At 70.6% G+C, this 10148-nt stretch carries 12 protein-coding genes and 1 pseudogene; 6 read left to right on the top strand and 7 right to left on the bottom strand.

The annotated features are described in order from the left end of the window. Nucleotides 1–3: 3 nt before the first annotated feature. Entirely contained in the window at nt 4–543 is a 540-nt protein-coding gene (locus ACIBG8_RS01885) for a helix-turn-helix domain-containing protein (protein WP_397340550.1), read from the top strand. Here ACIBG8_RS01885 and ACIBG8_RS01890 read toward each other — a convergent pair. After that, on the bottom strand, nt 516–1751 hold the full coding sequence (locus tag ACIBG8_RS01890) for a cryptochrome/photolyase family protein (RefSeq protein ID WP_397340551.1): 1236 nt from the start codon (nt 1749–1751) through the stop codon (nt 516–518). The two genes, ACIBG8_RS01885 and ACIBG8_RS01890, sit on opposite strands and share 28 nt — an antisense overlap. A gap of 69 nt (nt 1752–1820) precedes the next feature. Here ACIBG8_RS01890 and ACIBG8_RS01895 point away from each other — a divergent pair, with 69 nt between their 5' ends. After that, complete coding sequence (locus ACIBG8_RS01895; protein ID WP_397340552.1) at nt 1821–2711, top strand: MerR family transcriptional regulator; 891 nt, start codon at nt 1821–1823, stop codon at nt 2709–2711. On the opposite strand, the gene ACIBG8_RS01900 is transcribed toward ACIBG8_RS01895, so the two are convergent. The 3 genes from ACIBG8_RS01900 to ACIBG8_RS01910 are packed head-to-tail and all read right to left on the bottom strand — an operon-like array spanning nt 2692 to nt 5540. Next, entirely contained in the window at nt 2692–4146 is a 1455-nt protein-coding gene (locus ACIBG8_RS01900) for an SDR family oxidoreductase (protein ID WP_397340553.1), read from the bottom strand. The genes ACIBG8_RS01895 and ACIBG8_RS01900 overlap by 20 nt on opposite strands. A gap of 3 nt (nt 4147–4149) precedes the next feature. Beyond that, a complete protein-coding gene (locus tag ACIBG8_RS01905) occupies nt 4150–5064 on the bottom strand; it encodes a YbgA family protein (protein ID WP_397340554.1) in 915 nt (304 codons plus the stop codon). After that, entirely contained in the window at nt 5061–5540 is a 480-nt protein-coding gene (locus tag ACIBG8_RS01910) for an RNA polymerase sigma factor (RefSeq protein WP_397340555.1), read from the bottom strand. The genes ACIBG8_RS01905 and ACIBG8_RS01910 overlap by 4 nt, the downstream gene beginning before the upstream one ends. Nucleotides 5541–5738: 198 nt before the next feature. On the opposite strand from ACIBG8_RS01910, the gene ACIBG8_RS01915 reads away from it, so the two are divergent. Continuing rightward, nucleotides 5739–6488, top strand: coding sequence for a hypothetical protein (locus ACIBG8_RS01915; RefSeq protein ID WP_397340556.1), 750 nt, complete (start codon nt 5739–5741; stop codon nt 6486–6488). Nucleotides 6489–6916: 428 nt separating this feature from the next. Beyond that, the gene (locus tag ACIBG8_RS01920) at nt 6917–7393 is read left to right on the top strand and encodes a hypothetical protein (RefSeq protein WP_397340557.1); all 477 of its coding nucleotides are present in this window, start codon (nt 6917–6919) and stop codon (nt 7391–7393) included. 9 nt (nt 7394–7402) lie between these two features. Here the strand turns inward: ACIBG8_RS01920 and ACIBG8_RS01925 are convergent, their stop codons facing one another. Together ACIBG8_RS01925 and ACIBG8_RS01930 are read right to left on the bottom strand one after the other, a co-directional pair. Then, nucleotides 7403–7507, bottom strand: coding sequence for a hypothetical protein (locus ACIBG8_RS01925; RefSeq protein WP_397340558.1), 105 nt, complete (start codon nt 7505–7507; stop codon nt 7403–7405). Beyond that, nucleotides 7504–8187, bottom strand: coding sequence for a beta-L-arabinofuranosidase domain-containing protein (locus ACIBG8_RS01930; RefSeq protein ID WP_397340559.1), 684 nt, complete (start codon nt 8185–8187; stop codon nt 7504–7506). The genes ACIBG8_RS01925 and ACIBG8_RS01930 overlap by 4 nt, the downstream gene beginning before the upstream one ends. A 77-nt stretch (nt 8188–8264) precedes the next feature. On the opposite strand from ACIBG8_RS01930, the pseudogene ACIBG8_RS01935 reads away from it, so the two are divergent. After that, nucleotides 8265–8684: pseudogene (locus ACIBG8_RS01935) on the top strand (substrate-binding domain-containing protein); the annotation flags it as partial. 9 nt (nt 8685–8693) lie between these two features. Then, the gene (locus ACIBG8_RS01940; RefSeq protein ID WP_397340560.1) at nt 8694–9326 is read left to right on the top strand and encodes a DedA family protein; all 633 of its coding nucleotides are present in this window, start codon (nt 8694–8696) and stop codon (nt 9324–9326) included. Nucleotides 9327–9406: 80 nt separating this feature from the next. Here ACIBG8_RS01940 and ACIBG8_RS01945 read toward each other — a convergent pair whose 3' ends face one another. After that, complete coding sequence (locus ACIBG8_RS01945; RefSeq protein ID WP_397340561.1) at nt 9407–10147, bottom strand: GntR family transcriptional regulator; 741 nt, start codon at nt 10145–10147, stop codon at nt 9407–9409. Nucleotide 10148: the final 1 nt, after the last annotated feature.

Consider the following 10148-nt stretch of genomic DNA (forward strand, 5'->3'; position numbering starts at 1 on the left):
CTCGTGGGTGAAAGCAGGCGGCGCGGTGCGGAGCTGGTGCAGGCGATCCTGGACGCCGCCTGGGCGGAGCTGGCCGAGACCGGCTACGACGCGTTCACGATGTCCGGTGTCGCGACCCGTGCGGGAACCAGCAAGGCCGTTCTCTACCGCCGTTGGCCGGGCAAGGCGGAGCTGGTGGCCGCCGCGCTCGAAGCCCGGATCCCGCGGCTCGGCCACCCGGTCCGCACCGGCGACCTGCGGGCGGACACGCTGGCGATCCTGGGGTGCCTGGCCGCCCAGCACTGCGGGCTCCGGATCGCCGGTGACCTCGACCCGAGGCTGACCGCGGTGCTGCGCCGCCGGGCGGCCGACGAGGCGGCGGCGGAACTGGCCCAGGCGCTCACCTCAGCGGGCGTCGACCCGGCGACGATCGGCCCGCGGATCCTGCGCCTCCCCATCGACCTGCTGCAACACGCCCTGCCTGACGAGCCGGACCCCGCCTGGATCGTGGACGAGGTCTTCCTCCCCCTCGTCCATCAGAAGAGGACCAGCGGGGGTGGGTAAGCGCGGACGGGGGCGGGGGCGTGCCAGGGTTCGTGCACGTGGGCGGCCGGGACATCGGCCAGCTCTGGCACGTGGGCGCGGACGTAGCGCCCCTCCGGGTCGAAGCGCCTGGCCTGGCGGAGCGGGTTGAACGTGCGGTTCGGGCGGGTGTCGTTGCCGGTGCCCGCCACCCACTGCCAGTTCCCGAAGTTGTTGGCCACCTCCCCGTCCAGCAGCAGGTCGAAGAAGTGCGCCGCCCCCCGCCGCCAGTCGATCCTCAGGTGCTTGACCAGGTAGGACGCCGTGATGAGGCGGGCGCGGTTGTGCATCCAGCCCTCGCTGAGCAACTGGCGCATCCCGGCGTCGACGATCGGGACGCCGGTCTGCCCGGCCTTCCACGCCTGGAGCGCCTCCTCGTCGTCGCGCCACTGGTGCCCGCGCGGGCGGTAGTCGTCCCGGTTGATGCGCGGGAAGGCGAAGGTGACCTGGTGGTGGAAGTCGCGCCAGCACAGCTGCCTGGTGAAGGCGTCGTTGTCCAGGGTGGACACCTCCAGCGGCGACAGGCAGCCGAAGCGCAGGTACGGGCTCAGCCGGGAGGTGGTGTCACCGGCCAGGTCGTCGTGCCCCTCGCCGTAGTGGGCCAGATGCCGCGCGGACCAGGCGCGCAGCCGTTCTCGGGCCAGGGTCTCGCCGCCACGCCGGTCGGCGTCGGGCAGCACGCCGGGGTCGATCCCCTGCAAGAAGGGCACGCGCGGGGGAGCGGGCAGGACGGCGCGACGGGCGGCCTGCTGCCAGGCGCGCCAGTAAGGGGTGAAGACGCGGTAATGGTCGCCGCCGCCGCTGGGGCGCAGCAGGTCGGGCGGCACCACGGTGACGCCGGGGAACCGGCGCACCTCGATGCCCTCCGCCAGCCGTCGCTGCCTGGTCCTGGCCAGCTCGCTGACGTCCGCGCTGGTGAAGACCGCGCTGGCTGAGGTCTCCCGGGCCAGGCGCAGGGTTTCCCGTACGGCGTCGCCCCGCCGTACGACCAGGTCCGCACCACGAGACCGCAGCGACTCGCGCAGGTCGGCCAGGCAGGCGGCCAGGAACGGGCCGCGCCGGCCCGGCGGCACGCCGGGGTCGAGCACGAAAAGGGGCAGCACCCGGCGGGCCCGCTCGCACGCGGCGCTCAGCGCCGGGTGGTCGTGGACGCGCAGGTCCCTGTTGAACAGCACGATCACCGTCTCCACAGCCAGGTATTCGTCGCCGCCGCGCGGAGAGTTGCAACCGGTGGGGATGCGGTTTGCGAAGATAGGGCCGTGGGCGAGGAAGGGTACGGGATCGGGGCGGTGGCCCGGCGCCTCGGCGTGCCCGCCGCCACGCTGCGCACCTGGAACCTCAGGTACGGCATAGGCCCGAGCAGGCGCAGCCCCGGCGGCCACCGCCGCTACGACGGGACGGACCTCCGCCGCCTCCACGAGATGAACCGGCTGATCCACGAGGGCATGCCGCCCGCCGAGGCAGCACACGCCGCGCTACGGCTGCGCCTGGACAGCAGGCCGGTGGAGGCCGAGCCGCCGCCCGCCGAAGCGCCGGGCGTGGCGCTGCCGTCGGCCGCGATGCTGGCCAGGGCGGCGGCGATGCTCGACAGCCGGGTGCTGGACGAGGGACTGGCCGCCGCGATCGCCCGCCACGGCGTGGCCTGGACGTGGAAAGGCCTGGTGCTGCCGGTCTTCGAGACGATCAGCGGACGTCAGGCGCGTACCGGTGGGGGCGTCGAGGTCGAGCACGTGTTCTCCGACCGGGTCCTGGCGGCGCTGCACCGCCTGGTGGAGCGTCCTGCCGCGCCGGTCAACGACCGTCCCGTGCTGCTGGCCTGCGCCGAGGACGAACAACACAGCCTGCCCGTGTACGCCCTGGGCGCGGTGCTGTCCACCGCGATGCGGGTGGAGGCGCGCGTGCTGGGCGCGCGCACGCCGTACCCTGCCCTGGCCGACGCGATGCGGACGCTGGGGCCCTGCGCGGTCTTCGTCTGGTCGCAGCAGGAGTCGACCGGCGACCCGGCGCCGCTGCTGGCGCTGCCCGCGCTGCGCCCGCCCTGCCCGGTCGTGGTCGGCGGCCCCGGCTGGTGGAACGGCCTCCCGCGTACGGTGACCCGCGTGGACTCGCTGGACGCGGCCGTGACCCGTCTCATGCGGACCGTGCGCTGACCACGATGGCGCGCGGCATCTTGCCGAAGATCAACCCGTGGAACGGCGCGAGCGCCCGCCAGTAGAGATGGCCCAGCAACCCGTGCGGGTGGAAGATCGCCCGCTGCTCGTAGACGGTACGGTCACCCTCGCAACGGACGCTCAGCTCCAGCCAGGCCAGGCCGGGCAGCCGCATCTCGGCGCGCAGACGCAGCAGGCGGCCCGGCTCGATCTCCTCCACCCGCCAGAAGTCGATGGAGTCGCCGATCCGCAGCCTCTGCGGGTCGCGCCGGCCCCGGCGCAGGCCCACCCCGCCCACGATCCTGTCGAGTGCGCCGCGCACCTTCCAGGCGGCGGGAAGGGAGTACCAGCCGTTGTCCCCGCCGATGCCCTCGATGACCTTCCACACGGCCTCCGGCGGGACGTCGCAGGCCAGGGTGCGGCGATCGATGTAGAGGCTGCCTCCCGCCCAGTCGGGGTCGGTGGGCAGCGGGTCGCTGGGTGCGCCGGGTGACGAGGCCGAGGACCAGCGGGTCGCCACATCGGCCTCCTTGATCTTCTGCAGCGCCAGCGTGACCGCGAGCGTGAAGCCGATCAGGCCGTCCTTCGGGTCGTGGACGTAGGCCGAGACGTCGTGCTCGCGGCACACGGTCTCGTTGCGCAGGGACTCCACCAGCGGGCGCGCGATGGAGGCGGGCACCGGCGTGACCAGGCCGACCCAATGGCTGGACAGCCACGGGCTCAGCAGGGGCACCGCGATGATCAGGCGTCGCGGCAGTCCGGCGGCTGTCGCGTAACCGCGCATCATGTCGGCATATGTCAGCACGTCGGGGCCGCCGATGTCGAAGGTCCTGTTGACCTCTCCAGGGACCGAGGCCCAGCCGCGAAGGTAGCGCAGGACGTCGCGCACGGCGATGGGTTGCGTACGGCTGTGCACCCAGCGGGGAGTGGTCATCACCGGGAGCCGCTCGGTGAGTTGGCGCAGCATCTCGAAGGAGGCGGAACCCGATCCGATGATCACAGCGGCGCGCAGGACGACGGCGGGCACCCGGCAGTCGAGGAAGATGCGCGCCACCTCGGCCCGCGAGCTCAGGTGCGGCGACAGCTCCGCGCCGTCGGAGAGGCCGCCCAGGTAGATGATCCTGCGGACTCCGGCCGCTTCGGCAGCCGCGGCGAAGGTCCGGGCGGCGGCACGGTCGGAGGAGGCGAAGCCGTCGCCTCCGCCCATGGTGTGGATCAGGTAGTAGGCGACCTCGACGCCGTCCAGCGCGGACCGCGTGGCGACGGGATCGAGGGCGTCGGCGGTCACGATCTCGGTACGGCCGGCCCACGGCAGGTCACGCAGCCGGGCCGGCGACCGCACCATGCACCGCACGTGATGGCCGTAGGCGAGCAGTTCGGGCACGAGCCGGCCGCCGATGTATCCTGTCGCGCCGGTCACCAGGCAGACAGCCATGGCTCACGCGTCCGCTGGAGTGTGGTTGCGCAGGCGGAGGGTGTCGGGATAGGGGGAGAAGAAGGTCTGGTCCCGCACGTACCCGGCGTTCTGCCCGTGCGCGTGGTGGCGCAGCAGGGTGGTGGGCACGCTGAGCGGCACCAGGCCCGCCTTGTAGGAGTCGATCACCGCGAGCAGGTCGGCGGTGCGGACGGCGTCGAGGTCGAGCATGCCCAGGCAGTGGTGGAGCACGTTGACGTTCCTGCCGGGACTGGCCTTCCTGGCCAGGGCGCGCTGGAACACCTCCGCGTAGACGCCCGGACCTCCCGCCACGATCCGGCCCGCCTGCCGGTACAGCTCGGGGTCGTGGGCGAGGAGCTGCATCTTGTGCCTGGTGTGGAAGGCCACCAGGTCGCCCGGCCGACTGCCGCCGTCGAGGAGCTCGCGCAGCCGGGCGTGGGCGAAGACCCGCTCGACGAACGACTCGCGCAGCAACGCGTCGTTGAGCCGCCCCTCGTCCTCCACGGGCAGCAGCGGGTGGGCGTCCATGACGGCGCCGGAGAACATGCCGCGGTTGCGCCGGTCGACCGGCTGCCCTTCCGGGCCGTAGAGGGGGATGCCGTGGATGCCGCAGCTCGGGCTCCTGGCCTTGAAGACGTACCCGTCGGCGACCAGGCCGCCCGCGCGCTCGCGGGCGAGGGTGGTCATGCGGTCGGTGAGGTCCACGCGGGTCGTACGGGTCATCAGGCGTGGCCCGACCTCCAGGCGCACCGTCTCGCGGGGAGCGCCGAGGCCGATCTCCATCTCCGGGCAGATGGGCACCCAGTCGACGTACGGGTCGAGCAGTCCGGCGAGGAAGCGGTCGCGGCTGTGGCCGCCGTTGAACCGGACGGGCTCGCCGAGCAGGCAGCTCGACACCGCGACCCTGGGCCTGGTCATGACGCCGCCAGCAGCGTGTGCAGGCGGTGCAGGCCGCGCGCCGTCCTGGCCTTGATCGTGCCGAGGGGGACGTGCAGGCGTTCGGCGATCTCGCGCTGGCTCAGCTCGTCCCAGTAGGCGAGCTCGATCGCCTGGCGCTGGGCGTCCGGCAGCTGCTCGAGCGCCCGGCCGACCAGGTCGCGGTTGGCCAGGTCCTCCCCGTCGTCGCGCCCGTCGTGACCGGCCGGGTCCGCGACCGCGTCGAGGGACACGGTGGTCAGGCGACGGATCCGCAGATGGTCCACGGCCCGGCGGTGCGCGATGGTCAGGATCCACGACTCCAGGTTCCGCGCCGGGTCGAAGCGACGCCGGGAACGCCAGACCTCGGTGAAGACGACCTGCGTCAGGTCGTCGAGGTCCTGCGGAGCGACCATCCGGCGCAGGTAGGCACGGACCATCGGGGCGTGGGTGCGGTAGCACTCGGCGAGCACGTCCATCGGTCACCTCCTCAGAGATAACTTATTCAAAACCTATTCAACCAGAGTTCGAGCATGCGGCGCACCTGTTGAACCTCGAGAGTCGAGGTGATGATCAGTAACCTGCTCTGACGCACATGATGGCAAGGGTGGAGAATGTCCGAATCCCCGAATGCATCGTCAACGGAACGACGCCCCTGGTGGCGGAGGCCTTCCGTCGTGACCGGCGTCTCCGCTGTCGTGGTGGCAGTACTCGCCGGATGGATCCAGCAGGGCGGGCTGGAGATCTTCACCAAGCTCAACGAATCGCGCGAACCCGATGTCGCGATCGAGATCGAGAAGCAGGCTGTCGACAGCACGTGCCTGTCGTTCTACCTGCCCGAACCCGCCGAAAGCGTTCTACGGAGAGTCCGGGACAGGTTGGGAGCGTTACCCGCGAACGCCTCGCTCGCCGACCGGTACGCGTCGGCCGAGAAGGCTCTTCTTGAAGCGGGAGCCGAGCCGGAAACGGACTTCTCGGGCGTCCGGTTCACGGTCACGGGTAAGGACGAGAACGCTGTCGTCCTGCGCGACATCAAGCCCATCGTCCAGACGGCAAAGACCAAGATCGAGGGCTCGATCATCAGGCTCAGAAGTGACAAGCCCGCCGGGTGCGGAGAGAGCATTCCGGAGCGGCACTACCAGTTCGACGCGAAGACACGGATCGCCACTCCCGTCCCGGACGCTGCCGGGAAGCCTCCCGAGCCGTTCCCTTACAAGGTGAGCATGAGTGAGCCCGAGGTCATCGTTCTACACGCCAAGAGCCAGAAGGCTGTGGTCGCATGGACGGCGGTGCTGCATTGGAGCGGGGGCGGAGAGTCCGGGGACATCAAGCTGGACAACGCGGGGAAACCCTTCTACGCCATCGGCCACCAGGTCCCCGCCCAGTATCTGAACGTCGAAAAACTGGAGCTGAGCAGCGCGAACTAGTGAAGTCCGCCCGAATCTCCTGGTTGTTGACAGGGGTGATCGGCATGCAACACCCTCGACCCGTTGCTACGAAGTGCTGAAGAGGGGGAGTTCGGGGGCGTTGGAGCTGCCGTTGTGGCGTTCGCGATGATCCTCGCCATTCTGGCCCGTCGGTGACCGGGAGAGGTCGGCATGGCAAGCAACAGGGACAACGGTTCGCGCACGGCCGCCATCGTCGCTGTGCTCGGTTTGGTCTCGGGCCGTCGGTGTACCAGGAAGCCGGTCGTCCCCTCAGCGGACAAGGTGAGCCTGCCCGCGCGGTGGTTCCCGGTCGGTTGTCAGGGCAGTCCCTGCGCCGCGACGGGCGGGGGACCCTTCAGGATGACGGGAATCTTGTCCTGACGCTTACTGATCTTCCCAGGGGGCGGGCTCTCCGGCAGAGTGAGTGAGTGAAGGAACGCATGCGCGGCTGCGGAACCGAGAGTCTCGCCATCGATCAGGCCCTCCGCCAGGGGGTGGCGGCTGACCTGATCTACCTGGTCGAGCTGCCCGGGTTCACCCTCAACGAGCAGTCCGTCGGCGTGGTGGGCGATGAGGGGTTCGGCGCCGTCTACACCGCGGACGGCGGCAGCAGGGTGGTGGAGTTGCGCATCGACCGCGACACCGCCTGTGAGCCGGACGGGTCGGGGTGGTACCGGTCGGGCGGCGGAAGGCAGGAGTACACGGCGGTGCGCGGCGACCACTTCATTCGCCTGACGGCCGAGCTTGGCGACGTGGACAGGGCCACGATGAAGGCGGCGGTCGAGGGGGCACGGAACGTCAAAGTGAGGGGGACGCCATCCCCGTCGCCGCCCCCGGTGCGACGCGGTGACCTGCCGGTCACCGGGGACGGCGCGCCCGTCAACAACGTGGGCGCCGGCGGCTGACCGCGTGACCTAGGCGCGGGGTAGCCACACGCGCATCGTCGCCGGGCCGCGATTGCCCCACCGGTGGTAGGGGACCAGCCGCAACGTCACCTCCGATCCGGCCTGTACGGTCATCCGGACGACGGCAGGGCGGGCGCCGCTAGCGATGCCCTGACGTCCACCTCCATCACCCGATCCACCGGTTCAGAGGCCAGGACCGAGACGTCGGCCAGCGGCGGCTCGTCGCCCACCGACTCGGCGCAGTACACCAGGGTCCCCCGCTCGACAGCCACACTGCCCCGCACCGCGTCGATCCGCCGGTCGGGCAGTGTCCACCGGGGCGCGACCGGCAGATCGAGCACGACCGTGCCGCCCGCCGCCACCTCCACGTGCGCATACCCCGGACCGACGACGCGTACGGCGCCGCCGTACGCGAGGGTCGCCCCGGACGCCCACGGCGGCACCCGCAGGGAGACCCGCCCGGAGCCAGAAGCCCGCACGCGCACCTCGCCCGACCACGGGTAGCCCGTCTCGACCTCCAGGACCTGGTCGCCGCAGCGGATCTCGCCCGAGGCGTACTGGTGGATCTGCACGCCCGCCCCCGTGCCGGTCGCGAAATACGCGGGCAGCGAGGCCAGCGTGCGGGCGATGTTGTTCGGGCAGCACGACACCGAGAACCACGGCGAGCGCAACCCGCCCTCGGCCGCCTGGTTGAGCGACGTCGAAGGTGCGGCGGGCACCCTGACGTGCAGCGGATTCGCGTAGAAGAACGACCTCCCGTCCAGCGCGGTGGACGTGGCCAGGACGTTGAACATCGTCCGCTCCGCCAGGTCGGCGTAACGGACCTTGCCCGTGGCCAGGTGCAGCCCCGGAGCCCTACCAGGCCGCGAGGGACAGGGCTTCCGGGGTACGGCTGGCGCTGGCCGAATCCGGGGTGGAGCAGGTGGGGGAGACGTTGTTCGGCACGTGGTCGCAGCGGTGGGGCAGGCACGCGGCCGAGATGCTGCTCATGGCGCACCCCGACGTGGACGCGGTCTTCTGCGGCAGCGACCAGATCGCGGCCGGGCTGGTCGAGGCGGTGCGCGAGCGCGGCAGGCGCATCCCGGACGACATCGCGGTGGTGGGCTACGACAACTGGGAGGTGCTCTCCACCGAGACGCGGCCCGCGCTGACCACGGTGGACATGAAGCTGGAGCTGCTCGGCAGGACGGCCGCTCAGCACCTGTTCGCCGCCATCGACGGCAGGGCGACGCCCGGCGTCCACCGCATGCCGTGCGAACTGGTTATCCGCGACTCGACGGGGCGGGGTTAGGCTGTCTCGGTGCATATCGATGCTTGGCTCCAGACGATCCCGGCCGTGTGGATCTGCGTGCTCGTGGCCGTGGTGATCGGGATCGAGAGCCTGGGCATTCCGCTGCCCGGTGAGATCGTGCTGGTCAGCGCGGCGCTGCTGTCGGCCAAGGGTGTGGTGAGCCCGGTCTGGGTGGGGGTGTGCGCGAGCACGGGGGCGATCGTGGGGGACTCCATCGGGTACGCCATCGGGCGTAAGGGTGGGCGGCCGATGTTCGATCGGCTGGGGCGGCGCTTTCCCAAGCATTTCGGGCCCGCGCATATCGCTAAGGCTGAGCACTATTTCGACAAGTACGGCATGTGGACCGTGTTCTTCGGGCGGTTCATCGCCTTGCTGCGCATCCTGGCGGGGCCGCTGGCTGGGGCTTTGCACATGCCGTACTGGCGGTTCCTGGTCGCGAACGTGCTCGGAGGGATCGCCTGGGCGGGCGGGACGACCGCGGTGATCTACTACCTGGGGGTGGTCGCGGAGAAGTGGCTCAAGGGGTTCTCGTGGGTGGGGCTGGGGGTGGCGGTCCTGTTCGGGATCTGCACCACCTGGTACGTGAAACGCCGCGCCGCCCGCGCGGTGGCCGCCGACGAGGTCCCCTCCAGCGCCGTGTGAAGCTTTTGGAGCCTTCCCCTATCTCCCGCTATTTCGCCCTATAGCGCCGCCTGCCCTCCGCGCTCTTCTGGGCGTGACCTTTAGCGCTCGATAAGGGTGACTTCGAGAGAGTAGAGCGAGGCCCGGTATATGTGCGAGCCGTGCTCGACCGCCCTGCCCTGGTCGTCATAGGTGGTGCGCACCATCGTGAGCAGAGGCGCACCGCGGCGCTCATCCAGCAACTTGGCCTCCGCCGCACTAGCCGCACGAGCCCCTATGCGCTGATTGGCGACCCGCATCCGAACCCCCGCAGAACGCAGCAGCTCATAAAGGCCACGCGCCTCAAGCCCCTCCGACGTGAGCGGCGCAAGCCCGACAGGCAGCCAGTTGTGCAGTACGGCAAGCGGCTCACCCGAAGCAAAGCGCAGCCGTTCAACATAGAGAGCCTGGGTGCCCGGCTCGACGGCGAGGATCTTGGCGATCTCCTCGTCCACCGGACGCGGCTCCAGCGCCAGCACATGCGTCGCAGGCTCCTGACCAGCTCTTCTCAGGTCATCGTAGAGGCTGGTCAGCTCAACGCTACGCTTGACCTGACCATGCACGACCTGAGTGCCGACGCCGCGCTTGCGGACGAGCAGCCCCTTGTCCACGAGGTACTGGATCGCCTGCCGAATGGTCGGCCGCGACAGGCCCAGTTTGTCAGCCAGCAGGATCTCGTTGTCGAGCCGGGAACCGGGGGCGAGATCGCCCCGCCTGATCGCCTCGGCGATCTGCTCAGCCACCTGGAAGTAGAGCGGCACGGGGCTGGAGCGGTCCAGGTCGATCGCCAGGTTCGCGGTCATG

It is taken from the genome of Nonomuraea sp. NPDC050556, from assembly GCF_044457355.1.
In the GTDB taxonomy this organism is placed as follows: Bacteria; Actinomycetota; Actinomycetes; order Streptosporangiales; family Streptosporangiaceae; genus Nonomuraea.

Coding starts and splice junctions, on each gene's coding strand:
- ACIBG8_RS01900 (WP_397340553.1), bottom strand. CDS start 4,146: ATGGCTGTCTGCCTGGTGACCGGCGCGACAGGATACATCGGCGGCCGG.
- ACIBG8_RS01905 (WP_397340554.1), bottom strand. CDS start 5,064: ATGACCAGGCCCAGGGTCGCGGTGTCGAGCTGCCTGCTCGGCGAGCCC.
- ACIBG8_RS01910 (WP_397340555.1), bottom strand. CDS start 5,540: ATGGACGTGCTCGCCGAGTGCTACCGCACCCACGCCCCGATGGTCCGT.
- ACIBG8_RS01925 (WP_397340558.1), bottom strand. CDS start 7,507: ATGACCGTACAGGCCGGATCGGAGGTGACGTTGCGGCTGGTCCCCTAC.
- ACIBG8_RS01930 (WP_397340559.1), bottom strand. CDS start 8,187: ATGTTCAACGTCCTGGCCACGTCCACCGCGCTGGACGGGAGGTCGTTC.
- ACIBG8_RS01945 (WP_397340561.1), bottom strand. CDS start 10,147: ATGACCGCGAACCTGGCGATCGACCTGGACCGCTCCAGCCCCGTGCCG.